Here is a 26,544-nt window from a genome sequence, read left to right as displayed (position 1 = left end):
TATAATCCCTGATGGCAAAAAGGCTGCGCCAAAAGTCATCAATGACCCGGCACAGCCTGGTTTGGTTCGCCCGCCAACGCTTGCGGCTTCCTGTCAGCAATATCGGCAGCTCTACATTTTCGAGCGCCGTCAAATACGGAATAAGGTTTCTCGCATTATTTTGCCAGACGAAGCCTACGCTCTCGCGTTTGTAACGCACAAAGTCACGTTCCTTGAACTTCAGCATGTCTCTGCCGTCAACCGTCAGCTTGCCGGCCGTAGGACGGTCTAAGCCCCCGAGCATATTAAGCAGCGTCGACTTGCCGCTGCCGCTGTTGCCGATGATCGCCATAAGCTCACCGTTTTCAATATGAAGATCGAGGCCTTGCAGGGCGAATACCTCTAGGTCGGCTGTTTTGTATATTTTGACCAGCCCTTCGCAATGAATCATCCGTCAATCCTCCCCTAGCTTGATCGCTTGATGGATGCGCAGACGGGACAGCATATAGGCCAGTATGCCAAGACCGAAGAGCAGCATGAAGCCGACAAGTATATAGATGCGCATTAAATCCGACGAATCGAACATCACCTTAATCGGCGGTACGAGGCTGCTCGGATTAAAGGCGATTTGAAAGTTTGGCACATACAGCAGGCTTGCTACATTGCCAACGCCGATTCCGATAAGAACGGCAACCCCGGATGTGAGCAACTGCTCGACGCCAAGCTGTCAGCACGACCTCCGCACCGTTGCCATATTTGATCCGGTCTTCCGTATTATTGTTGATCGTTCTTGCGGCCGAGGCGCTGAATACGCCTGTAGCTATCGTCATGATAAGGAAAATCATCAAAAATTGGTATTGCGAGCTGGAGCGGCCGACCTGTATCAACGTCGCATATACGGAAGGCGGCCACCATTTTTTGCCGATCCAGTATATGAGTCTAAGCACCCATGGATACAATCGCAGCAGCAAGCCCGCCCCCACAATAAACAAAGCCGGAATAACGATTTGCAGCGGATCGATGTTCAGATCATCAGCATTCAGTCCCAAGCTTTGCAAATCAGCAAGCCTCTTTCTAAACGTATACAAGCCGTAAATAGTGAGCGCCAGCGCAATGACATCCAAAAACATTTTATGCCAAAGCGGCGACTTCAACATTCTTGCAAGCTGCTGCTTATGGCCGACAATCGAGACGCGAGTAGCCATGATAATCGGAATAAGCATAATGACAAAGCAAACGCCCGAAGCGATTGCGCCGTAACGGTAAGCTTCCTCCGTAAGCCTGACAGGCAGTCGAACGCGCTGCACAAACTCCAGGAAACCATTTGATGCGCCAAGCAGTTCCGTCAACACAACCCCGAGCAACGGTCCTACGCCAAATGCGACGCCGCATAAAATAATGCCTTCTACCGCATAGGAGGTGATCACCTGCCAGCGTGCCGCTCCTCTGCTGCGCAGGACGGCGATTTCATTTTTTTGCCGATCAGCGATCAGATTCGACACCATGAACATATAAAAACCGAGCATAATCAACACCGGAACATTCAGCGACCACATTAACGTCCTTAGCTGCTCTGCCCGATCCAAATATTTCGCGATCGTATCCTGCGCTGGCGTCTCCGTCACAGCCTGATACAACGTAACGTTATTGAGCATAACGTTGCGAATCTTATTCGTCGTCTGAATGATATCATCTACGAATCTAAGCTCAAGCTTGGAATAATCGAGCACGAAGAACCAACCAACTGACGCAACCGGAATGCGGGCTTCCTGCATAAGCTGCTGCTTAGCCACCTTGTCGCTAATGACAAAGCTGCCGCTAAGCTCGCTAAGGTCCGTATTCCTAAAATAGGGGTCGTCATCCTGTTTTTTCTCAAATACGCCTACCGGTTTAAACTTTATTTCCCCGGCAATTTTACTGTCGTCCACAAAAAAATTCAGAATCGAGCACTGTTTTGAACTGTATAAGTCCCCGCTCTGTAACAAGCACCTCATAGACGCCGTCTACCGGCTGCTGTTCCGCAGGCATTCTGCCGTCCGTCAGCTTAATATGGTTCTCAAGATCTGATTTGGCTTGCTTGAACGACAGCTTAGCCTTTGCAACCGCCAGCTCCTGTTCCTTCAATTGAATGTCTAAATTATCTACATTCAGTTGAACGAGCACATCGCCTCTACCCCGCCCGACAGCTCGAACGGCCGATGATGCATGCGCCCCTTCAATCCAACCTGCTCCAATGCCTGGACAACTGCCTCCTTGCGGCCGTTCGCTGCCAAACCGGCAACCCGCAATATAAACTCTACATTCTCATAGGCTGACATAAGAGGGATGAGCGCGAAGGATTGAAAAATAAGTCCCATTTCCTTGCGGCGCACCATATCTCTCTCTTGATTCGACATCGCGGTCAAGTCACGTCCTGCAAACGTAATTTGTCCTTCCGTCGGACGATCCAGCGCGCTTAACAGGTTAATAAGCGTTGTTTTTCCCGATCCGGATCTTCCTTTGAACGCAATCAGCTTGCCGGATGGGATTGATAAATCAACACCCTTCAGTACATGAACTGCGCTGCTTCCCCGTCCGAATGTTCTTTTTAAAGCGCTTGCATAAATCATATCCTGCGGTATCGGCTTCATCTAGAAGAAAACCCCCGTCTCCAATAAAACGTTTTCATTTGTATCATTTTCCATTTTAAACCCATCTAGCATGATGTACAAGCAAATCTATTACTACTAAAATAATAATAAAAAAGCCTTCAACCCCTGCTTCAGGATTAATAGGCTTTACGGGGACTTATATGTCAATATTTAGGAAAAAGATAACGGCCGTTACAGTTATAATGCTTAAAATAGTAGAAACAAACACGGACTGCGAGGCAAATTCCGCTTCATTGTCAAACTCCACCGCCAGCAGGACGCTGCTGAGGGAAGTCGGTACAGCTGACGATACGATTAAGGCTGCTACCGTCAGCTTATCGAGTCCCATCAGCCATACGATCAGCCAAGCGAGCAAAGGGCCGGCAACAAGCCTCAGCATGCCCGACAGGCTTACATCAATAAGGAGGGAACGTTTGATTTTCCACTCCATATTGCCGAGCTGAACGCCGAGCGTAATGAGCGCCGTACCGATAAACGCATCAGCCAAATAGCCTAGCGGCGCAGCAATCGGCTGCGGGATCGCGACATGGAAACCTCTCAATAGAAAAGCAAGCGGGATGACGTAAATGATCGGCATGGAAATAATGGTCCGCCAAATCGCACGCATATCGGCTTTATGCGCGTTGACGCTATAGATCCCGTAGGTATTGGGCACAAATGATTGCGTCATCATAATCAGCACCTGAATGGCAAGCGTCTTCTCGTTCCCGGCAAAAGCAAGCTGATTAAGCGGTATGCCGTAATTGGCGCTGTTATAGAATAGGACGCTGTTGCGCATAGCGCTCTTCATGCTCGGTTTATACCCTCTCAAGCGGATAACGACCTCTACGATCACATACTGTACGACCATAAATACGACGAAGAAAAATAAGATTTTGCCGATCACCTGAACGGAAATATCGGTTTTGTATAGCAGGTCGAACATAATCCCCGGCGAAAATAAATAAAAATTCAGCTTCGACAACGTCTTAATATCCAGCTTAAACGCACGCTGAATGATTATGCCAAGGCCTATCATAATGACCATCGGAAGTACATTCGTCATCAATATATGAACAAAAATATTCATTGTTGCATCTGCTTCCTTCTATTATATAGTTTGGGTAAATGGCCGAGTCGTCCCTCTATCGTTTGCCCCACTAATTTTAATAGGTTCATCGTCGATTAGGCAAGCTTACATTTGGATGCATGCAAAAACGGACAGCCGCCGTTCTTAGCCAGCGCTGCCCGTTTAGATCTGCTTATGCTACTATAGCTGCTGCTCCTGCTGATACAGCACCGTTGACAAGTAACGCTCGCCGTTGCTTGGAATAACAGCGACAACGCGCTTGCCCGCGCCCAGCCTCTGCGCCAATTGAATCGCTGCGAAGACAGCAGCTCCGGAAGAAATGCCTCCGAGAATCCCTTCCTCCTTCGCTACCCTTCTTGCCGTTTCAAAGGCATCCTCATTGCTAACCTGAATGATTTCATTATAAATGTGAGTGTCCAGGATCGATGGAACGAAGCCTGCTCCGATGCCTTGAATTTTGTGCAAACCGGGAGATCCGCCAGAAAGAACTGGCGACGAAGTTGGCTCAACGGCTGCAATATGAATGTTCGGAAAGCGCTCGCGCAGCACCTCGCCCGCGCCTGTAATCGTACCGCCTGTTCCGACGCCAGCTACGAAACCGTCCAAATTGCCGTCCAGCGATTCAATCGCTTTTACAATTTCCGGGCCGGTCGTTTCGCGGTGAATTTTCACATTAGCCGGATTGTCGAATTGCAGCGCCGGAAAATAGTCGGGATGCTTCGCCGACAGCTCCTGCGCTACCCGAATAGCTCCCTTCATGCCTTCTTGACCTGGCGTAAGCACTAATTCCGCGCCGTATGCCCGCAGCAGATTGCGGCGTTCCAAGCTCATCGTTTCCGGCATAACTAGAATCGCCTTGTAGCCTCTAGCCGCCGCAACCAAAGCGATGCCAATCCCCGTATTGCCGCTCGTCGCCTCAATTATCGTATCGCCCGGCTTCAGCTTTCCTTCACGCTCCGCCTCTTCGATAATGCTGATCGCAATGCGATCCTTTACGCTGCTGCCTGGATTAAAAAACTCCAGCTTCAAATAAATTTCCGCGCTTCCATCCGGCACCACCTTATTTAAACGAACCAAAGGCGTGCTTCCTATCAATTCGGTAATATTATTAACTACGAGACTCATCCGTCCTGCCTCCTTTAATAAAAAGTTTTCTCTTCATCTCTCAATTAACGCTTTTGTTTGTCGAGAATGCTGGTGGGAGCGGCTGCTTCAACCTAATTTGCCCAGCTCAGTCTCCTTGCTCCCTTGCGAGTGGCGATACATCTCATCATAATAACCCCCGCGCTTAAGCAGCTCGGCATGTGTGCCGGACTCCACAATCTCGCCCTTATTCATGACCAAAATTCGGTCGGCTTGCATAATCGTTGACAGCCTGTGCGCAATGACGAGAGTCGTCCTGCCAACCGAAACGCGCTGAAGCGCCGATTGAATAAGCGTTTCCGTATGAGAGTCCAGATTGGCTGTCGCTTCGTCCAAAATTAATATTTTCGGCTCAAAAACGATAATTCTGGCGAATGAAATGAGCTGCCGTTCACCAGCTGATAAGCCGCTTCCACGCTCAGAGAGCTTTGTGTCATAGCCGTCCTTCATTTGCAGAATCAATGTGTCCGCGCCCACAAATTCACAGGCCCTGATAACCGCCTCCCTCGAAATACTCTCATCAAACAGACGCACATTATCAAGAATAGAGCCTGAGTAGAGATACGGCTCCTGTTGAACTAAACCTACGATGCGATGAAGAGATTGTTGCGGAATATCGCGAATATCGGTGCCGTCAATTTGGACGCTGCCCTGCTGCACATCGTAAAAGCGGCATAACAAGCTGATCAACGAGCTTTTGCCCGCACCGGTCGTACCTACTATTCCGATCATGTCACCGGCTTGAATATGAAGATCGAGATTGCGAATAATCGGGCTGCCTGCCGTATATTCAAAGGAAACCTCATTAAAATCAATTCGTCCCTCCACGTCTGCCAGCGGCAAGTCCTTCGTTGCCGGCTTATCCGACACATCGGGCTGGATCGAAAATATCCCCCATATCCTGTTCACTGCTACCGAGGCCGATTGCAGCGTATTCCATTGCTGGGTAATCGTGTTGATCGGCTGGAAAAACTGGCGAATGTACGTAATGAAAGCATACAATACGCCGAATTCAAGCGCGGAATCAAGAACAGCTAATCCGCCGAGCCATGTCACTAAAGCGATCGATAGATTGCTCAAAATTTCAAACGATCGGTTAAACAGCACGTTAGTACGGATCTCCCGCACATTGGCCTGAAAGTAGGAATTATTGCGCTCGGTGAACTGCTTTCCCTGCTCCTTCTCTTGGTGAAACACTTGAATCAAATTCATGCCAGACAGATTTTCCGCTACAAATGCAACAAGGCGGGATAAGCGAGTTCGAGCCATTTGATACGTTTTGCGCATATAAGAGCGAAACCCCATTGCGATCAATGCAATAATCGGCAGCAAAATAATACAATACAAGGCCAGCGTTACATCCAATTGGAACATCAGCCCAATTATAAAAATTAACGTCATTCCATCCCGCATTAAGCTGAGCAGCACCTGACTAAAAAATTGGTTCAAGGCTTCTGTATCGCTTGATACATGGGTGATAAGACTGCCGCTAGGCACCTTGTCAAAATAGGACATCGACAGCTTCGTAATATGCTCGAACAGCTGCTTGCGAATTTTTGCAACGATGCTTTGCCCGGCGTATTGCAGCAAATTATTCTGAACATAAGTAAACAGCAGGCTCAGTAACGACAGCAATAAATATACCGCGCCAATTAAGAGCAAGCCGCCGTAATCATTTTTACCTGCCATCAAATTGTCGTCAATCGCAATTTTGACTAGAAAGGGCTGCAGCAGCTCCGCTGCAATCGCAATAATGGTACAGAAAAACACCCCGATTAATGCTAATCGATGCGGCTTGATATACTTCGCTAACACTCGAAAGGTTGAAATGTACTTAGGCTTGGCGGCTGGCTGGTTAAGATCCGTCTTCTGATCCATCTGCCAATTATTAATGGCCTGCGGCATGCTGGCTTCCCTCCTCCTGAATCGCGTGGAGTGTGGCGTACAGACCTTGCTGTGCAAGCAATTGCTCGTGCGTGCCCCGCTGTACGATCTCCCCCTCGTCCATCACGATAATTTCATCCGCATGCTTCAATGCGCTAATTCGATGAGCAATCAAAATCGTCGTCTTCCCTTTTCTGCTCGCGCGTATGGATTCAATAATATTCGTCTCTGTAACTGAATCAACGGCGCTTACGCTGTCATCGAGAATCATGACTGGGGATTCCTTGATAATGCCTCGGGCCAGACTGGTACGCTGCCTTTGTCCGCCGGACAATGTTACGCCCCTCTCGCCGAGCTTCGTCTCGAAACGATCTGGAAAATCAATAATATTATTATAAATTTGCGCTTGCTTAGCAGCCGCTTCCACTTCCTCAAGATTTGCATCGCGCCGATAAAAGGCAATGTTCTCTTTAATCGTTGTGCTGAATAAAAAGCCGTCCTGCGGTACGTAAGCGATCTGGCCGCGCAAGCTCTCCAGCGTCAAATCGCGAATATCGGTTTCATCAAACCATATCGTGCCGGAAGGGGGATCATACGTCCGCAGCAGCAGCTTCATTAAGGTCGTTTTGCCGCTGCCCGTCCTGCCCACGATGCCTAGCGTTGTTCCTGGCTTAATGTCTAAATTGATATTGCGCAGCGCCTCCTTAGAGGTATCCTCATAGGAAAAGGACAGATTATGAATGTGTATGCCGACATGCTGAAAATCGATAGCAAGCGCATCCTTTAATTGTTCAATATCCGGCTTCTTGCTGAGCAATTCATTCAGCCTCTCTAATGAAGCGCGCGAGCGCTGCATCGTATTTATGACGTTGCCTATTTGCTGCAGAGGGTTCATTAGCATCCGAATATAAAACATCAGCGCAACAAAGCTTCCAAGCGAAATCTGCTTCGTAATCGTCAAATATCCTCCAAGCGTGAGTGCGATAATAAGCGACAGCGAGCCAAGAAAAGGAATGAGCGCTTGAAAGAAGGAGGATACACGCACGAGATGCAGCTGATTGTCACGAATCCGATCAACCGTTTCGCCGAATCGGCGATTCATAATCGACTCCACCGCGAATTTTTTTGTCACGCGTATGCCGCCGAACTGCTCCTCTGCGGACTCCGTCATCTTGCCGAGCGATTCCTGAACCGTCGAAGAACGCTTACGGATCACTGGTCCAAATTTAACGACGATGATTGGAATGATAAGAAGCGGAACAACGCAGGCAATAATTAAATAGATAGGAATGTCACTGAGCAGCAGCATCGTGACCGTCGCTGCCAACAGGATCGTCGCGCCGGCCGTCTGATTGACACCCATCGAGATCGATTCTCGAACAGATGTCACGTCATTCATAAAGTAGCTTAGCAGCTTGCCGACACCATTCTTCGAATAGAAGTTTTCACTTAATCCAGTAAAGTGGTTAAATAACTTCTTCCGCGTCAAAAACTCAAACAACCGGCCGACATACATGACCAAATATTGCGCGACGCCGCCGATTAGGACAAAGCCTGCCCCAATGCCGAGCAGCTGCCAGCTATAATTTACGACAGCGGCCTTGGACAGTTCCCCTGCCTGCAATTCGTTCGTAAAGTCGCCGAGCACCTTCGGAAATTGAACATGAATGCTGTTTGCAATGAAATGGAACAAGATCGAAAAGAAATAAATGTGCCACGTCGCCTTAAAAAAATCAGCTAATAATCGTTGTGACTTCAAATGATGATCACTTCCTGTCCGTTTTTTTATTCTACCAGCCCAGTTCGTTCTACGCCTTCGACAAACCACCTTTGAGTAAATGTATACAGTATTATCAGAGGCAAAATGATTAAAAATGATGCAGCCATCTTAAGCGGTTCGATAAATACGCGTAATCCTCCCTGATCCGACTCCATACTGAGCGATGCATTCAGCTTCGCCATTCCGATTGAAAGGGGGACATCCGCAGCGCCAAACATGTACATAGACGGATAATAAGCGTCGTTCCAAGTCCACACGAATGAGAATAAAAAGACGACAACGATGGCCGACTTTGAAATCGGCAGCATGACACGGAAGAAAATACGAAATGCCCCTGCTCCATCCATTCGCGCTGCTTCCTCCATTTCCTTCGGAAGGGCCGCAAAAAATTGGCGGAAAATAATAATGAACAGCGCTCCCTTAAGGCCATGACCGAACAGCGCCGGTACGACCATCGGTAAAAACGTATTGATCCAGCCCAAATCCTTAAACAGCAGGATAGACGGCAGTATCGTGACTTGCGGCGGCATAATGAACGTAAACAGCAGCGCAGCAAACAAAAGCTTCTTGAAAGGAAAATCCAAGCGGGCAAATGCATAGCCAGCCACCGCGCAGGATACAACCTGAAGCACAGCTACCAATCCCGAGACGCTGAGGCTGATTGTGAAGCTCTCCGCATAATTCAACAGCTTGTAGGCTTCGGCCAAATGACCGCCATAAATCGCTCTGGGTACCCAAATGACGGCTGGATCAAGCAGATCGCCTGCATTTTTCACCATCGTCGCAACCATGTAGAATACCGGCTTCAAATAAATGAAAGCTACGTCAATAAGCAGCAGGTACATAAATAGTCGGAAGAACAAGCCCTTGTCTGCTTCTATTCCGACGAGCTTCAACCTGATTTGAGCTATTTTCCTCATGAGGCACCTCTTTCCGGTTAGCGCTTGATCGCCAACGATTTATTTACTCTGCTGAAAATCAACATCGCTATCCCGATGAATAAAAGTACAATCATGAAGTAAATCCACGCTAACGCGCTTGACACGCCGTAGTTCTCCGTCGTTACCTTACTGATAATCGGGTTGGATGGGAAGGTGAATAAATCCACAATCGTATAAATGACGTTTAAGAAAATAAACGGGATGAGGCCTGGCAGCGTAATTTTCCAAAATGTGCTCCAAGGACCAGCTCCGTCAATACGGGCAGCCTCATAGACCGATCCCGAAATTGTCTGGCGTCCAGCAAGGAAAATTAAGATTTGAACCCCGGAGTACCAAAGGACAAGCACAAAGGAACCAATCACATTCTCGATCGGGGTGGCCCATGCAGCTGGAATATAATCTGCCAGAGAGGTGTCGACACGCAGGCCTTCGATGATCGACAGCTCGCCTTCGCCCTGCGCAATGAACTCGGTAATAATTTGACCCGATGAGAAAATAACAGGCAGGAAAAAAATAACCCGAAACAACGTGCGGCCATAAAACTTCAAGTTAAGCATAATCGCAACGAGCAGTGAAAATACGATAATAATCGGTATCATAATGAGCGCTTCCCTCAAAAAAGGAAACAGGTCATCATAAAGCAATCCGCCGTCCGCGAATAAAATTTCACGGTAGTACTGCAAGCCAACCGGCGTTGTATTAACCCCTGTTATCGTAATGCGCACCTGATGAAAGCTCATATAAAGCGAATAACCGAGTGGAAAAGCAACAAATGCCAGAAATCCGATTACCCATGGCGCTATGAACAACGAGCCTTCCAGCTTGCGGAGCGCTGCCGAATTCACATTTCTTTTTTTAGTCATCGCGCCCCGCCTCCCGTCTTCAAGATAAAGCTTTTCCCCTCAACTCGAATGCTTCCGTCTGTGTACGGCTCTGCGTTGTAATTAACAATGATCGTTTTGCCGCCTTCATAAACCGTCTCTTTAACGCCCGAAGCAATTGTTCTATGACCGATAATAAAGCGATCCTGAACGTCGCCAAGTGCTTCATTCATTCGCTGATATTGCTCTGCGGCAGATTCCTTCCAATCCCGATAGTTCATGCTGTAGTACCAAACGGAATATGCCTGCTTGAATTTCCCATAAGAAGCAGCGGTGAATACATAGGAGGGATAAGCGCCGAGCTCGATGCTGCGCAAGAAGTCGGTATTATACTCATCACTCAGATTCGCCCACTCCGAAGAATAAGTAACGAGCCCATGCAAAACGATTTGAGAAAACGGGACCGCTTCATCCACGAAAATATCATAGGAATAATCATCTGCGATCCGATGGATATGGTTAACCCCAGTAAGTGAATAGAAGCTGGCGTTTTCTATGCCGGCGCCGCCAAGCTCCGTTTTCACAAGCTCAATCAGTACTTGCTGGCCCGATAATACCTCGGCCCTGCTCGCTTGGTGGCGGCTGTTGAAGTCAGTATTCAATACGCTGCCGATACCGCCCGTAAAGAGAAGGCCATCCGCGCCAAGTGATTTATAATCGTCTAAATCAGACTTTGCCTCCTGAATGCCAAAAAGCGGGCTAGTGAGCGTGATGGCATCGCCATTTATACGGTTATGCTGCTCCTGCAGCGTGCCCGCTAAATTTCGCAGACCGTCATTAAGCGCCCAGAAGCCGCCGCGTCCGCTGCTGTTCAATGAGTAATTGGCCGTCAAATATACGGAAGCATTCAGCTCGTGCGCTGCTTTAATAAAGGACTTCATCCCGTCGTTTCCGCCAAGCCGCTTATCCACCGGGAACAATCCTCCGTAGGAACTGTACCCCCATTTTTGCCACCCGGCATATATGACTGATAGATTGGCTATTCCTGCATCGCGGAGATCCTTCACCATGACCTCCGCCTGCTTGGTTGTCGTCCCCTTAATGTAGTCATCCCACAGCAACCCTTGCTTCAAATCGGCGCCAATAATATCGACATAAAGCGGAATGCCGGAAGTTGACGCTTTTAGCCGCTCCAAGCCGTTTTCTTCTATTAAATAGTTTCGATACACCGCCGCCATCGCCGTATAGTCGGTCTTATCTCCTTCAAGCGGATAATACCTTGTTGACCGTGACGGCGCTTCGAATCGGTTCTTACTATAGGTATAGAAGCCTTCATTTCCTTGCTTGTTCGTGCTTTGGAAAAACTTGATCCTATACTGCCACTCCGGGGTTATCCAGTTGGATTGTCCCAATGCTCCGGCAGGAGCGGCGAACAGCTTCGCATATTCCTCTCCATCGGTCATGACACCCAAAAATGACTGTTCACCAGACTTCAATCCGAAGATCGGCATTTTGATTTCCTGTCGGTTTGTTTGCTCGTTATAAAATGCGATGTCAGCGCCGTACACATTTTCGCGGTAGGTCGATTTGTCATTTGTACGGTTCTCATCGAACCTTATCAATGCTCCCGCGCCATCAGGCACCAGCAGGTAACCGTCCTGGCCGCGCGAAGGCTCAGCGCCGAACAATAGATACAGCTTCAGATTCAATAAGCTAAGGTCGCCTTCTTCAATCTCGCTGTCAATGACCTTCGTTTCCACATAATCGCCCTCGAGTTTAACCTCAACTGGAATTTTAAATTTTGAACGTTCAAAGTGGAAGGTAACCCGAAAACCGTCCTTCACCGTTTGAAAATTTTCGAGAACGCCCTTCTCCTCCATCCAATTGGTCAGCTTCGACTGTGATTTGGAGTTGGACGCATCTATATATTCAAGCATAATCGGTGACATCAAGCTGCTCTTCCACGTCCCGCTCGTCGTCTCTGACTCCCAATATTCCGGATTCGGATAGGAGCGCCATAGCTTTCCTGTCTGTTTGCTCTCCAGCTTGAAATGTGCGGTTCTCTGATCTACCCACAGTACAAAACGGTCGGATTCTGATGCTTTGCTGAAGCCTTCTTCAACCGGAAGACCCGGTTCTACAGGCTGCGAAGTTTTTACCGCCCCTTCCGAAATGCCAGGTGAACCAATTGAAGCGACAGCTCCTCCCTGCTCCTCCGAGTCTATGGACGTCCGTGTATATGACTGAAGCACCAACAATCCGATAAGCAGCAGCGCAATTATGCCCGAAGCCGATAGGAAAACGATCGTATTGCGTTTCATCGGATCGTCACCTCCTGATAAACCGAATAAATAAAGTTAATAAGCTCCGTCGTTAAGCTGAACACGATAAATAACAAAACCGCGCATATAAGCATCGTCAGAACAGACAGCAGCAAATTAATGATCGTTTCCCCGACGCTGTAATTTTGAATACCCTGTACCTTCCAGAATATAAGCAAAGCGACCCAACCGTACAAGCCATATTCAAGAAACGTAAATATCGATTGCTCACTGAGCGTCAGCACATTAGATAAAAGGGTTAAAGGCACTCCAATTAGGAGGAACGGAAAAAGGGCATACACGCTTCCATAAACGACGTCCCGAAAGCGGCCCTCTCCCTGATTTAAGGAGCTTACCAAATAATTGCATATGACAAAGCCAAGCCATATAACAATGAACTGTATGAGAACTGTAATAATTTGAAGCTCTACTATAATAGAAGGATTAAATATAAAGCTCGTACCCGCCTGCATGACCGCGTAGGACGCAAGAGCAAGTGTGAGTATAATGAAGCTGCTAAGGGGACCGCCCTTTTGCTCGTATCTAATAGCATGAAAGCCGTCAATGGGGTGCCTCATCACATAAAAAACATGCTTCAGCTGTTCAATCAACGGATTTGCAGCCCTGCTGCTTATCTTCTTGCGAACCTGCCAGCCCAGCCTTCTTGCTCCAAATCGCGCCACCAGGAAAAGAATGGCCGCGCCGATCAGTACGTTCATAAACAAACCAAAATGGGATTGAAACCAGAGCAGACGATTTTGCCAAAAAGAATCGGAATAGCCCTGTGCAGAGCCTGCCTGTCTGAATAGCTGCTGCGCCCGTTTGTACTCCCCCTTCTTATAGGCTGCCTTCGCCAGTCCTAAAATCGCGGGAGCGTAATAAGCATGCAGCCGGTTGACCTCCTGCCATAACGGCTCGCTTTCCTCATATCGGCCATCCTGCGTAAGTTGATTCGCTTTATGAACGAGTGCTCCGAATTCCGAGAGGCGATAGGTCTGCACAATATTATTTTCACTGTCCAGAATAAACAAATCACCCGCAGCATTCGTTTCGATCGCTGTCGGCATTTTGACAATACCGAGCTTTGTTGACGTATCTCCGAGCACTCCGCCCCAGAAGAAGAGCAGATTGCCGTTCCCGTCGTATTGACTGACGATATTAAGCTTAGAATCAATGACCGTAATGTTTCCATTGCTATCAACGGTCAAATCATTTAATTGCGGGCCGCCTGTGCTCCCTCCTCGGTACACATATTCCCCGTAGCTGCCATCCGATAACGTATCCGAAAATTCACCTTTGCCCGCAAGCTGATCAAGCCCGGCAATATTAAGCTTTTTCAACTGGCCTTTTTGAACTTCCTTCGTTACGGTATAGATAAAACCGCTATCGTCCTTGTCCGCGCTGGAAATCGATCCTGGCAGCTTGCTAATTTCCCGTTCATACATTTCGCGTGTATAAAAAAAACGTTTGATCGAATCCGTAAGGGAATAGCTCGTTTTATTGCCTCCGAAGAAGCTTTGGAATTCACCCTTCGGGTCAAGCTGCAGCAGACCTTGGTATCCGCCAAGCGTCGCTATATACAAGAAGCCCCTTTTATCCACGACAAGCTTTATCGGATCAAACTTGAACTCCTCCGGGATAAGCTTCGACTTCGGTCTGTCAAACGCGAAGAGCAGCTTGCCGTCGGCATTCAATCGAACCACCCTGTGATTGCCTGTATCCGCGATGTAAATATCGCCGTCCTGGTCTACGTATAGACCTTGCGGACGATTAAGCGGACTGTCCGGAGAATCTATGATGCGAATCAGCTTGCCGTTAGCATCTAAATGCACAATGCGATTGTTGCCCGTATCTGCAATATAAATATGATCCTTATGATCGATAAACAAATCCTGCGGCTGATTAAACGGCGAGAAGACGGCTTGGCTCGGATTAGCCGGATTAGCTATGAACAGCTCTTTGCCGATAATCCCTGTCGGCGTGTAAGCAGCTTGCATCTCAAACAGCTGGTTGTAATTGTCTTTATAGTAGGTATGATAAGGGACATCCGCGAGAACACGCTCCGGATGAATGGATACTAGTGTTGCAAATGCCGCAATCATAAGCGGCAAAAAGCGAAATGACAGCCGCTTAAGCATCAGCTTAACCCACCTTTCTTATTTAATGCCGGAATGCGCCATCGTCGTAATAACCTTGCCCTGCAGAAAAATAAATACGATTAAATTAGGTACAAACATAATTAGCGATGCGACAGCCGCAGCTCCCTGCATCGAAACGTTGTTTGCCAGATTATTAGTGAGGGTAGATAGAAAGAACGCAAAGCTTTTCATCTCATCATCGAGCATAAATAGCGCGGATGTCTCTACGTTGCCCCATGAATTTTGGAAGGCTAGAATGGCGACCGTTGCGATAGCCGGCATGCATACCGGCACGACGATACGCAGAAACAATACGAATTCATTGGCTCCGTCGATACGTGCTGCCTCAAGCAATGCATCGGGTATTTGATCAATGAATTGCTTGAGCAGAAACACGCTGATCGGCATAGCCATCATCGGAAGAAGATGCCCGAGATACGAATTCATAATACCGAGATTGCTGACGACGAGATAACGGGGTATTTGCACAACTTCAGGCGCAAACATTAGCGTTAGCAATATCGCCGAGAAGACGAGCTTAGCGCCGGGAAACTTATGTTTCGATATCGGAAAAGCACAAAGCGCGCTTACTCCCGTTACGAGGATGATCGCCATACTCGAAATAAACAAGCTATTGAACAAATAACGAATCATCGGCACCGTCGATCGCGAAGTAACCGATAGAAGCTCGTTAATATTTTGCAAGGAAGGTTCTTGAACGAAAAAAGTTGGCGGATACACGAAAAGCTCATGATAGGGCTTAAAAGCATGATTGAAAATATATGCGATTGGCAGCAGCATAAAAATGGACATGACGACCATTAACAGAGTCAGCAGCTTCTGGAAGCCGTCCATCGATTGCAGCCGAGAACCCTTTCGCAGCAGCGATAGCCAGCGCAGCATCACTCATCCTCCTTCGAGCCGAATAAGCCCCAGCTTAATTTATTGGATGCGTACATAAGCACCAAGAGGAATACCGAAATAGCAGCGGCGTAGCCCATCTCGAAGCGTATAAACCCAAAATCGTCGATATGATTAATGATTAAGTGGCCGGAATAAGCAGGAGTCGGGTTCGTACCGGACAGCTCTACGCCGATCGCTCCCGTCTTAAAGGTGGTCACAATCGCCATCACTGCCCCAAACAGCATTTGCGGTTTCATCGATGGAATTGTAATGTACCAAATTTCCTGCAAGCGGCTTTTCATCCCGTCTATTCTTGCGGCCTCGTAATAATCGCGGTTTACATTAAGAATACCCGCCAGCATCGCCAAGAAGCCTACTCCCATACTGGACCAAAGCGTCACGATAATCATCGAATTCATCAGATACGAAGGATCGGTTACCCAGAGCTTCGGCACATCGATAATGCCTAAACGCAGCAGCACGCTGTTTAAATAGCCGATTCTATCGCCAGTCAGCATTGGAAGCCATACAATCGACATCGCGATACCAATCGTTAGCGAGGGTGTATACATAGCCAGCGCAAACCATTTGCGCGATTTATCAGGAAGCTGAGAGATGAGCCATGCCAGCATAAAGGCGGCAAAATAGCCGCCAGGACCGACGATAATCGCAAATTTAAAGGTATTCGGCAAAGCGTGTTTCAGAAATAATAAATCCTGCGATATGAGATACTGAAAATTTTGCCAGCCAATGAAGCGCGGCGGCTCAATCGCGTTGAAATAAGTGAAGCTGAGCGCGACGGCCGCCAGTACCGGAATAGCAATGAAGGCTATAAAGCAAAGCATAAACGGAGCAATAAATAAGTAGCTTAGCCGGTATGACCATATTTCCCTCAAAAGGCTGGGAGGAGCTTTGACAGCGGAATGCTTCGCTTCCTTCACGACCGTTTTTGCGTTCGTTTTTTGCGCTACCGCAATGCTGCTGCCGGACAGTTTACCTGACATAATCGTCCACTCCTTCCCATGGCGAATTTACTTTCGGGAATTCGAGCGACTTGAGAGACTTGCCAGTCTCGTCGATAAACCCAAATTCCTGCTGCTTTCGTCTTAGCTCCCGATTGACATCGAGTATAGCCGCTTCAAGCGATGCCCGGTAGTTCATTCCATCAACGACTGCGCGAACCCACGCATTGTTAAGCTCTCTGCCGAGGAAATAACCGCCAGGCGGATTCACTTTATCCTTATACCATTTCCACTGCTTCAAAATGACATTTGCATCCTCGGTTTTCCACGGAAGACGAACGAAAGCCTCGACATTGGATGTGTTCCAACGGAAGGATACGCCGTTGATTGACTCCAGATCAGATCCATAACGTTCCTGCACGTCGGTAGAAACCCACCATTTCATAAACTCCCATGCTTGTTCCTTCTTGTTTGAGGCTTCAAAAATAACGCCTGTCGTCTGCGCGCCTCCTGCCCAGCGGCTGATTGTGCCGTCCGCTTGCTCGGTGCCTGGAATCATGGCAATTCCCCATCTGCCGTTAAGCTCCGGCGCGGCCGCGGCAAGCTGAACATACATGTTATAATCCGAAATGCCAATCGGCATCGTACCGTTGCGGAAATGCTGATAGAAGCTCGGGACTTGCTTCTCAAGCGCATACGTATTGAACAAATCAGTCCACTGCTTGAAAGCTTTGAAGCCTTCAGGCGAGTCAAGCGCCGTTGTGAAGCCGTCCGGATCGTAAAACTCCACGCCATTTTGCAAAATGAACGGAAGAAATTCTCCGGGGTCTACGTAAAAGTTCATAAAATTTTGCTGCAAGGCCGGAAGCATATCGTAGACATCCTGCCACGTCTGCGGAATTTCCAGCCCCAACTCCCGCATGATATCCTTACGGTAATACAGCACCTGGAACGACTGCGTCTCCGGAACGGCATAATAACCTTTGTCATAATAAAGCGGCAGCCAAGAGCCTGGACTAAACCGGTCAAACATCTCGTTAAAGTCAGAAAATTGCGTGAGATCAGTTACGCTGCCCCTGATCGCATAATCAACCGGCAAATCCTGCGATAAGCCTAGCGCGATATCAGGTTGAAGTCCCGCTGCATTCGACATGACAAGCAGCTGAGAGTTCGGCAGCAAATTAACTTTGACCTTTATGCCTGTGGCCGGGGTAAACAACTCATCAGTCAGCTCCTGCAATTGCGTCACATAGTCCCGGCCGCGCTGAACCCATACATTAAGCTCTTTATCATCCATATCGCTGAGGCTTTCTCTCGAATGGAATGAGTAAAAGAAATTAGCAAGCTGCCCCACCGTCTTAGCACCTAATGACGCCGTCATTTTCGGAAAAGCCTTTTCGATCGGCGCGATGTAAATCTCGTCAAGCTGCAGAGGCTGCTTATAAAGATTCACAACATAGTTATTAATCTTCTCATCAATGGACGAGATCTCATCCATATGGTAGGGAATGTCATCAATCGTCTTCAACAGCTCGCGCAAATCGGAGGCCGATGAACGGAAACCTTCGCTCGTGCTGTCTTTGCCGCCATTAACCACTGCCATTTCATCGGCCAAAACATCCAGATTGACTGCTGCCATTTCTAGCCGTTCTCTCAGATCCGGCAAGTCCCGAGCGATCTTCCAGGTTCGGTTGCGATCCGTTTGGCCGCCTGTAAGTGATCGCAAATCCTGATCAACCGTTCGGAGCAATGCACTTAAATTTTCAATGCCGCGTATGATTGGACTGACCGTGGAATGAGTAAGCGCCATCGATAAGGTGTGCGGCCCCTTCTCTAAATAAATGGCATATGGCTTATCTTCTTCATCTGACAGCACCGTACCTTGCCAAGTAGAGGCATAAGGGAATCTATAGGTCAGAAATGCATCAAAAGGGATTTCTCCGTCAATGCGAACGGTTCGAAAAGATGCTTTCTGGGAGAAGCGGCTTTGCAGTGTTCGCAATGCGATTTTGTACAGACCGCTCTCCGGCGCCTCGAATGTCCACGCAACCTCTTGATTCGGCCAGTCCCAGCTTACGCCCCCAACGGTGTTGTACGTAATTCTCCCCTTTGCAAGCGGGACGGATCGTTGATCGCGATCAAACATCATTTGGACAGACGGATCATTTTTGGAGGTCATTTGCTCAGCTTGCAGCGTGATGACCTTCGCCTCTACCGGCTCGCTCGCCGGATAGGAGGCCAATGACTCCTCATAGGTCAAAAGCTTCTGCGGCGGCTGAAGCGAGATTTCGCTTATCGCAACGGGCTCATAGCCTTCGAAGCGAAGACTGTGGACACCCTTGGTGAAATGCCACTTCAGAGGCTCAGCATAATTTGCGCCTGAGTCGATGAATGGAACCGTTGACCATGTGGATATATCGACGGAGGTGGGACGAATCTGGTCACCGTCTTCGTTTTTTTGCGGCAAGCCGCTATCCTTCCACTGTCGGTAAAGGGTAATAGAGGAGGCTTCCCGAAAAGGACGCTTTCCGTCTACTGTGACATCCCACACAATGGGGCGTGTAAAGCCCCTGCCAAGCAGCGGATGATAGGAGGCATGAATTTCATATAGCCCATCCTGCGGGACATCGACCGTATACTCAATCCAATTCGTATTGGTTGAATTCCAAATTAACACATCATTCTTCTGCTCGTAGCTCCCGGTATGAATGACTTTATCATCGGATCTCCCGGAAGGAGCCGCTGCATGAATGATGACCTGCTTATCAGCAGGCTTCACCCCCTGCTCCTGCAGAGTGCTTATCACTTTCGCATAATAGGGCTCAAGGTCAGCCTCGGCAAGCGACGAACTTTCCCACTCTACGAAAGCTTTTTCTAATTGATTAGGCCGATATGGACCCGCTTTAACCGCAGTATCGTCCCCTGACATCCAACCTATGAAGAAAAGAATTAGCAGCCCCACTGCTACAAGCGGAAATGCAAATTTAAACGTTTTTGAAAGTAAGATAGTGCTCACCATATAACAGCGCGCTCCTTTCCGAACGACTCGTTAGACCGTCATTCGTTTCCCGCTGTCCGTATCAAAAAACAAGGCCTTGGACATATCCGGGACGATCCGAATCTTCTCGTTTTCCTCGCAATGATAATGGGCATGGACCCTTACGACGAGCAAACGGTCTTGACCGATATTCAAATGCAAAAAGCGGTCGGCACCCATCAGCTCGCTGACCTTGTACTCACCCGTAATAATGGCATCCGAGTAAAGACCCTCCGGTCCAATATTTTCCGGTCTAATGCCAAGCGTTACTCGTTTGTTCACTTTATTGTGATGCCTGAGAATGGCCGCAGCCTCATGATGAATCGGAAGCTCAAAGCGTGAGGTTCTGAATTTAAGAACCCCTGGAATGTCCTCCGTTATTTTCCCTTCAATAAAATTAATTTGCGGGGAGCCGATGAAGCTCGCTACGAACATATTGGTTGGCGTCGTATAAACGACCTCAGGCGTATCGATTTGTTGAATGATGCCGTCCTTCATGACAACTATCCGATCGGCCATCGTCATCGCCTCAATTTGATCATGAGTGACATAAATAAAGGTAGCTCCCAGCGTTTTATGCAGCTTAATGATTTCCATGCGCATTTGCACGCGCAGCTTGGCGTCCAGATTGGACAGCGGTTCATCCATGAGAAATACTTGAGGGTTGCGAACAATCGCTCGGCCCAGTGCTACACGCTGCCGTTGTCCACCCGATAATTCTTTCGGTTTTCGGTTTAAGTACGGCTCAATCTCCAATACGCGAGCTGTTCGGCGCACCGCCTGATCAATCTCGTGCCTAGGATGCTTGCGAAGACGGAGACCAAATGCGATATTCTCAAAAACGCTCATGTTCGGATAAAGCGCGTAGTTCTGAAACACCATCGCAATATCGCGATCTTTCGGCGGCAGATGGTTTACCAACTGCTCGCCGATGTAAATTTCTCCCTCGCTAATATCCTCCAATCCTGCAATCATGCGAAGCGTTGTTGATTTTCCACAGCCGGAGGGTCCGACGAACACAAGAAATTCTTTGTCCTTTATCTCAAGGTGAAAATCATTCACGACAATCTGCTTATCCTTGCCATATCGTTTGTACAAATGATTAATGCGGATGCCTGCCACAAGACCACCTCCCCTAAAATATCGTTTTATGGCCTATTGCGTTTTTCCAAGCGTTTCGAGATCTTTCTCAATGGCTTCCTGTGCGGTCCGAAGCGCTGTATTCACATCCTGACCGTTGACAGCAACGCTCTTGGCCGCTTCGTTTAAGTGCTTGCGCACCTTGCTTTCGAACTTATGTGGCTTAATGACGCTGCGCGGCTCCGCCTTGAATATATTTTCAATTTTCTTTCCGCTTAGCACGGGAATATCCGCTCCGTACAGTTGTTCGAACGCTTCGCCCTCTACAGTAGGTACTCGGCCGTTGCGTGCAAGCAGCTCCTGCCCTTCATCCGATAGCACATTAGCGATGACTTGGAAAGCTTCATCCTTATGCTTGCTCGATTTCGTCACGATTAAGGAGTGGATGTTAGCTGCTTTGCCTGTGCCCAGGTTTTCTCTGAAATTTGGAAATGGAGCAAAATCCCAGTTCAGCTCTGTGCCTTGCTGACGCAGTTCTTCAAGCGGCCCGAGTAAATGTGCGATATTGAAGGGCAGCATAGCCAAATTTTGCTCATTAAAAAAAATGTCATCGTCATTCGCATATTCAAAGCGGCCATCAGACCCGATATAGCCTGGGACCTCGAAGCTCTTTTGCAAGGTGTCGAACACTTTCTTCCAGCCCGGTGTCGTTACATCTGCTTTGCCGGCAGCCGGATCAACAATGAACAGGTCAAGGCCGGATGAGATATTAGTAGGTCCGAATAAATCAATGCCGATATAGTTAACGCCGTTATCCGTTCTAGTTACCTGCTTGCCCAGCTCGATTATCTCATCCCAAGTGGATTGGTCATCCTTCGGGTACGATACGCCGAATTTATCAAAGATGTCTTTGTTATAGAAGAGAACCGGAAGATTGACCGAAAATGGAATAGCCGCCAATTCGTTAGGCTCCGAGTATTTCTTAATCGTGTCCAGCACTACAGGCTTCAAGCGGCTTAGGTCTGTTTGATACTTATCGACATAAGGCTGAAGGTTCTCGACTAAATCCAAATCCTTAAAGGTTGTCGATACTGCTGATGTACTTGCGAAAATAATATCTGGTACCGTGCCCGCTGTAATAAGCGGCTCCAACTCAACATCCTCGGGAGCATCTACCCATTCAAGCGTAATATGCGGATACTTTTTCTTAGTGGTCTCCACTAGTATTTTTTGAAATTCTGTCTCCGTGACCGTAATTCCGGCTCTTAACACCTTCAACGTGATCGGTTCGGGACTGCTTTCCTTCGCACCATCTGTTTCATTGCTTGTGCTTGTATTCGTGTTCGATTCCTCCGGCTTGTTTCCGCTATTTGATGCGCAAGCCGTTACCATAGCCAATACCAATATCACACTAATAAAGAGCAAACTTATTTTTCTCATGTTCATAGACCCATCCTTTTTTGATTTCAAATTTATAATCATACAAAAAAGAAGACGCACTTCTAATACAGAAGCACATCTCCGTTTTTACGGTCGACCTACAATAACCTATTAATCATAAACAGAAAAAACATCCACAACTGAGGCATATTTCGCTTCAGTCCGCGGATGTCCTCTCATGCTGCTGTATCACTTCTAGTTAAATACGAGATCACATGCTTCTTCCGGCATCCAGCGCTTGTCTTTGCCTTCCCATTTCACATTGCAGCCGAGCGGATTTGTCAGAGGCACAGCTACTTCACGGCCTGCCAAATAATCCTCCAGCGCATTTTCCAAATCGTGAACTGTAATTTTTTCCGCGTCTTTCGGAGAGTCCGTAGCGCGGCCCGTGTAGATAAGCTTGCGATCCGCATCAAATACGAAGAAATGCGGCGTTCTCAGTGCACCGTATGCCAAGGCAGCTTCTTGCTTCTCGTCATACACGTACGTCCATGGGAAACCATGTTCTGCAATGCGCTCTACCATCTTCTCATAAGAATCCTCCGGATAAGCCGTAACGCTGTTCGAGCTGATGCCGACAAACGACACGCCTTGCGGCGCATACTTATTAACCGTTTGACGCGTTACCTCATCCGACCCCTTTACAAATGGACAATGATTGCAGGTAAAGAATACAACTAATGCTTTTGAATCTGCGAAGTCGCTTAAGCCATAATGCTTCCCATCTGTTGCAAGTAGATTAAAATCTGGAGCCTTTTCACCAATTGCTAACGTAAAAGCCATAATTTTTATCATCCCTTCTTCTATTATGTAGGTTCCACCGGTGTAAGGAATAAAAAAAGGAGACATTCCCTTGATAGGGCATGTCTCCGGTTTTCCGGTAGGATCAGCTACATTTATAATATCATACTATTCCTATCTGTCAAGTATGTTTAATATTTTCGACAAAACGCTTATGAACCTGATCGGCCCCTAAGCCATGTTATAACGCTACTTATTCGTCTTCTCCAATGATTCAAGATCCTTGTCGATCTTCTCCTTGGCCGTACGGAGCGCCGTGTTCACATCGATGCCGCCTACCGCGATGTCCTTAGCCGCTTCGTTCAAATACTTCGAGATTTTACCTTCATAACGATTCTCGGCGTTCAGATTGCGCGGCTTCGTTTTGAAAATATTTTCTATCGTCTTTCCCTTCAACACTTCAATATCCGCTCCATACTCCTTCTCAAGCTCCGGGTTGTTTAATACGGATACCCGGCCATTGCGGGTAATGATTCGTTGGATCTCATCAGACAGCAAATAGTTAAGCACCTGATAAGCCTCGTCCTTATGCTGACTCGTTTTTGTAATCGCGAATCTGTGCACATTGATTTCTATACTGGTGCCTAACGCCTCTTCAAAGTTCGGCTGCGGCGCAAAGTCCCAGTTCAGCGTTATTCCTTCCTTCCGCAATTGCTCAAGCGGGCCGACAAGCTGTGCCAGGTTATGCGTATACATGGCTATGTTCTGATCAACGTAGAATACATCATCCTTGTCGATATGGCGGTAGTCATCATCTGGACCAATAAATCCAGGAATTTCATATAAACGCTTTAGTACGTTATAGACCTTCGTCCACTCGGGAGAAGTCACTGCCGCTCGATTCGTCGCAGGATCAATAATATCGAGCGATAGCCCGCTGCCCAGTCTTCCCGCCGCCAAGTCGATGCCGATATAATTAACGCCGTTGTCCGTCCGCGTCAGCTGCTTGGCAATATCGAGAATTTCATCCCACGTCTTCGCTTCATTAATGTATGGCACATTAAATTTATCGAAAATATCCTTATTTACGTAAACAACTGGTAAATTAACCGAGAATGGAAACTGGTTTCCTTCAGACGATTGATTGATTGCGGAAACAACCTCAGGCTTTAAGCGACTTTCATCGTAGCCGTACTTCTCCTTTAATGGAGCTAAATCTGTAATCAAATCCTTTTCCTTCAGCTCCGCGTAGCCTCCGCCGAATATGATATCAGGTACAACCCCTTGGGTTAGCAGCGGTTCGATTTCCGACCCTTCCGGAACATCGATTAGCTTGATTTTGATATGCGGAAATTTCTCCTCCACCGGCTTAAAGTAAGTATCCACCTCTGTCTGCGTCAATGTCACTCCGCCGTACTTAAATATAGAAAGCTCCACTTCCTTCGGCGCTTCCGTTTCCTTTGGTTCTTCGGACGGAGAGGATGCTGCTTCCGCCGAACCGCTGTTCAACTTATTCGTGGCGCTCGGGGTATTGCCTTGTCCGCATGCCGCAAGAAAAACTGCTAACGCAACTAAACTGATCAAACTAATCAAAGATTTCTTCCTCATACAAACCACTTCTCCCTTATAAGTGATTAATTCCCATTACGGACCCGTCGCAAAATCGGAGTCGTATCATTGGCTGCCATAGATATCCTTCCATTGCTTCCCCAACCGATTACCGACCGCCAGCTGCCCAGCTTGTTGCTTGCTATTAGCTCTTTCTCATCCACTTCAATCTTTTCGTCGGCATGATACGCGACATAAAGGGCATCCACAGGACAATAGGCTTCGCACATGAAGCAGGTTTGACAATCCTCTTGCCTCGCGATGACGGGCAGCCCGAATTCATTTGTATCAAACACATTAGTTGGACATACTTTCACGCAAAGATTGCACTGGATGCACCGATCCTCGCTTACAAGCTCAATCATATTGTTAATGCCTCCTTAATAACTACTGGCTGCGGTACGTCCGTGCGAATGCCCGGAACCGCCTCTGGTTGAATTCGGATGTCTTCAAAGCCTGAAAGGAGCAATCGATGGTTCAACGCCGGATCAAGCTCCGGATACTCTTTCATCGTATGCATGCCTCGGGTTTCCTTACGCGCTAAAGCAGCGGTATACATCCATCTCGCATTGGCAACCATCGCCGCCGCCTCTCTCGCTTGAACGCGTCCCGTTGTCGTCGGCTGCACCTTCCCCTGTACGAGCGGCCAGAGCTTATGCAGTCTCTCAAGCGATGCTTGCAGCACCGGTTCACTGCGGAAATAATTAATATTGAGCGGAAACATCTCACGCTGCACCTGCTCGACAACACGGCGGGATTCGATGATATCGCCTGACGCAGCCGTATGCTCAAGCCCGTAACGACCAGCAGCACGAAGAGTTCGTTGCGAGGCTTGTTTTGTTTGCTTAAGGGAATATTCGGCAGCGCCCTTTCCTGTCCAGGTTCCGGAAGCTATCGCCCAGGAAGCATTGTAGGCCCCTCCGCCTGAGCGAGCGCCCGCAGTCTTCTCGCGGGATGCGGCATCACCCGCTGCGAAGAGCCCCTGCACAGAGGTTTCGCAATAATCTCCTACAAGCCGAATACCGCCGGTACCGCGAATCGTTCCTTCGTAACGCATAGCGATTGGAAAGCGCTGCGTGAACGGATCGATGCCGGCGCGATCAAAGGGAACGAACCAAAGCGGCGTTGCAGCTCTTATTATTGCCTGCTTCTCAGGCGTATTGCCCTGCGTGAGCGTGGCATATACAGGACCTTTTGCCAGATGCTTGGCGAAGAAGTGGTCCTGTCTTGGACCGCCTTCATGAAGAACATTGCCTTCCTCATCATAAAATGAAGCGAATCCTAGAACTCTGTTCCTCGTCACTGTGCCGAAAGCAGCAGTCGTTGCATATTGCCGGCTGAATTCCATGCCGGAGAGCTCAACGCCTAATTCGGCAGCCATGAGCTGGCCATCCCCTGTTTGAACGTTGCAGCCGAGCCCTTTGCTAAGAAAAGCGCAGCCTCCCGTAGCAATAACGACCGCATTCGCCCGCACCTCCCATGACCGCCCGTCTAACCGCGCGATGCCTCGAGCTCCGCCAACCCCGTGCTCATCCACGAGAAGTTCCAGTGCCGGATGCTGATCCAATATCGTAACCCCAGCCTTCTTTACGACACGCCGCATGAGCTCCATATATTCCGGACCCTGCATATGAGACTTATACAAATTCCCGTTATCATCCAAAGGAAACCGATAGCCCCACTTCTCCACAAGCTGTATATTCAAATATGCTTGTTCCATTAGCCTGTGAATCCAGACGCCTTCCGACAAGAATCCGCCGGATTTCAACCGATCCTGCACAGACTCCTCCCGTTTCTTAACGTCAGGCTCCACGTAGAGAAAGCCTGTTCCGCCGGGAGCGGTTGCGCCGCTTGTCCCCAAATATCCTTTATCGACTAAAACCGTCTTTGCTCCATGGGAAGCAGCGCTCCATGCCGCCCAGGCAGCAGCAGGCCCTCCTCCAATAATCAACACATCAGCCGTTATCCTTATATCTGTCTCCGCACTCACCGCAGATCCTCCTCTATTCAAAAAAATAAAAGATGTATCTCGTTATGAAATACATC

General features: G+C 48.2%; 21 protein-coding genes and 1 pseudogene. All 22 read right to left on the bottom strand.

Translation table 11 applies throughout. From position 1 onward, the window contains the following. Window positions 1–61 precede the first annotated feature (61 nt). A pseudogene (locus AC2TDN_RS00825) lies at window positions 62–430 on the bottom strand (ABC transporter ATP-binding protein); the annotation flags it as partial. 3 nt (window positions 431–433) lie between these two features. Beyond that, a complete protein-coding gene (locus tag AC2TDN_RS00820; protein ID WP_484686705.1) occupies window positions 434–622 on the bottom strand; it encodes a hypothetical protein in 189 nt (62 codons plus the stop codon). After that, entirely contained in the window at window positions 597–1,907 is a 1,311-nt protein-coding gene (locus tag AC2TDN_RS00815; protein ID WP_484686704.1) for an FtsX-like permease family protein, read from the bottom strand. Before AC2TDN_RS00815 ends, AC2TDN_RS00820 begins: the two co-directional genes overlap by 26 nt. Continuing rightward, complete coding sequence (locus tag AC2TDN_RS00810; protein WP_484686703.1) at window positions 1,894–2,142, bottom strand: hypothetical protein; 249 nt, start codon at window positions 2,140–2,142, stop codon at window positions 1,894–1,896. Before AC2TDN_RS00810 ends, AC2TDN_RS00815 begins: the two co-directional genes overlap by 14 nt. Then, window positions 2,127–2,609: an ABC transporter ATP-binding protein gene (locus AC2TDN_RS00805; protein WP_484686702.1), complete on the bottom strand. Its 483-nt coding sequence runs from the start codon at window positions 2,607–2,609 to the stop codon at window positions 2,127–2,129. Before AC2TDN_RS00805 ends, AC2TDN_RS00810 begins: the two co-directional genes overlap by 16 nt. Before the next feature lie 157 nt (window positions 2,610–2,766). After that, a complete protein-coding gene (locus AC2TDN_RS00800) occupies window positions 2,767–3,699 on the bottom strand; it encodes an AEC family transporter (RefSeq protein ID WP_484686701.1) in 933 nt (310 codons plus the stop codon). Window positions 3,700–3,879: 180 nt separating this feature from the next. Next, the gene (gene cysK, locus AC2TDN_RS00795; protein ID WP_484686700.1) at window positions 3,880–4,824 is read right to left on the bottom strand and encodes a cysteine synthase A; all 945 of its coding nucleotides are present in this window, start codon (window positions 4,822–4,824) and stop codon (window positions 3,880–3,882) included. 87 nt (window positions 4,825–4,911) lie between these two features. Then, the gene (locus tag AC2TDN_RS00790; RefSeq protein ID WP_484686699.1) at window positions 4,912–6,747 is read right to left on the bottom strand and encodes an ABC transporter ATP-binding protein; all 1,836 of its coding nucleotides are present in this window, start codon (window positions 6,745–6,747) and stop codon (window positions 4,912–4,914) included. After that, a complete protein-coding gene (locus AC2TDN_RS00785) occupies window positions 6,731–8,485 on the bottom strand; it encodes an ABC transporter ATP-binding protein (RefSeq protein ID WP_484686698.1) in 1,755 nt (584 codons plus the stop codon). The genes AC2TDN_RS00790 and AC2TDN_RS00785 overlap by 17 nt, the downstream gene beginning before the upstream one ends. 26 nt (window positions 8,486–8,511) lie before the next feature. Then, a complete protein-coding gene (locus AC2TDN_RS00780; RefSeq protein ID WP_484686697.1) occupies window positions 8,512–9,426 on the bottom strand; it encodes a carbohydrate ABC transporter permease in 915 nt (304 codons plus the stop codon). 17 nt (window positions 9,427–9,443) lie between these two features. Next, window positions 9,444–10,310 (bottom strand): carbohydrate ABC transporter permease, encoded by an 867-nt coding sequence (locus AC2TDN_RS00775; protein WP_484686696.1) that lies wholly within the window; start codon window positions 10,308–10,310, stop codon window positions 9,444–9,446. After that, complete coding sequence (locus AC2TDN_RS00770) at window positions 10,307–12,589, bottom strand: DUF5696 domain-containing protein (protein WP_484686695.1); 2,283 nt, start codon at window positions 12,587–12,589, stop codon at window positions 10,307–10,309. The genes AC2TDN_RS00775 and AC2TDN_RS00770 overlap by 4 nt, the downstream gene beginning before the upstream one ends. Continuing rightward, window positions 12,586–14,727, bottom strand: coding sequence for a YIP1 family protein (locus tag AC2TDN_RS00765; protein WP_484686694.1), 2,142 nt, complete (start codon window positions 14,725–14,727; stop codon window positions 12,586–12,588). The genes AC2TDN_RS00770 and AC2TDN_RS00765 overlap by 4 nt, the downstream gene beginning before the upstream one ends. 18 nt (window positions 14,728–14,745) lie before the next feature. Beyond that, window positions 14,746–15,630, bottom strand: a complete 885-nt coding sequence (locus AC2TDN_RS00760) for a carbohydrate ABC transporter permease (protein WP_484686693.1) — start codon at window positions 15,628–15,630, stop codon at window positions 14,746–14,748. Next, window positions 15,630–16,634, bottom strand: coding sequence for a carbohydrate ABC transporter permease (locus tag AC2TDN_RS00755; protein ID WP_482065182.1), 1,005 nt, complete (start codon window positions 16,632–16,634; stop codon window positions 15,630–15,632). Before AC2TDN_RS00755 ends, AC2TDN_RS00760 begins: the two co-directional genes overlap by 1 nt. Continuing rightward, the gene (locus tag AC2TDN_RS00750) at window positions 16,624–19,611 is read right to left on the bottom strand and encodes an extracellular solute-binding protein (protein WP_484686692.1); all 2,988 of its coding nucleotides are present in this window, start codon (window positions 19,609–19,611) and stop codon (window positions 16,624–16,626) included. Before AC2TDN_RS00750 ends, AC2TDN_RS00755 begins: the two co-directional genes overlap by 11 nt. Before the next feature lie 30 nt (window positions 19,612–19,641). Then, window positions 19,642–20,751, bottom strand: coding sequence for an ABC transporter ATP-binding protein (locus AC2TDN_RS00745; protein ID WP_484686691.1), 1,110 nt, complete (start codon window positions 20,749–20,751; stop codon window positions 19,642–19,644). Window positions 20,752–20,784: 33 nt separating this feature from the next. After that, window positions 20,785–22,149 carry an ABC transporter substrate-binding protein gene (locus AC2TDN_RS00740; protein WP_484686690.1) on the bottom strand — a complete coding sequence of 455 codons (1,365 nt, stop codon included), beginning with the start codon at window positions 22,147–22,149 and terminating at the stop codon, window positions 20,785–20,787. 195 nt (window positions 22,150–22,344) lie between these two features. Next, complete coding sequence (locus tag AC2TDN_RS00735; protein WP_482065186.1) at window positions 22,345–22,932, bottom strand: thioredoxin family protein; 588 nt, start codon at window positions 22,930–22,932, stop codon at window positions 22,345–22,347. A gap of 207 nt (window positions 22,933–23,139) precedes the next feature. After that, a complete protein-coding gene (locus AC2TDN_RS00730) occupies window positions 23,140–24,498 on the bottom strand; it encodes an ABC transporter substrate-binding protein (protein WP_484686689.1) in 1,359 nt (452 codons plus the stop codon). A 26-nt stretch (window positions 24,499–24,524) separates the two neighbouring features. Beyond that, complete coding sequence (locus AC2TDN_RS00725) at window positions 24,525–24,863, bottom strand: 4Fe-4S binding protein (RefSeq protein ID WP_482065188.1); 339 nt, start codon at window positions 24,861–24,863, stop codon at window positions 24,525–24,527. Beyond that, the gene (locus AC2TDN_RS00720; protein WP_482065189.1) at window positions 24,860–26,488 is read right to left on the bottom strand and encodes an FAD-dependent oxidoreductase; all 1,629 of its coding nucleotides are present in this window, start codon (window positions 26,486–26,488) and stop codon (window positions 24,860–24,862) included. Before AC2TDN_RS00720 ends, AC2TDN_RS00725 begins: the two co-directional genes overlap by 4 nt. Window positions 26,489–26,544: the final 56 nt, after the last annotated feature.

Source organism: Paenibacillus sp. Y660, from assembly GCF_057221575.1.
Note: the sequence above shows the minus strand (reverse complement) of the source record. Positions and strands in the feature narration are given on the sequence as shown.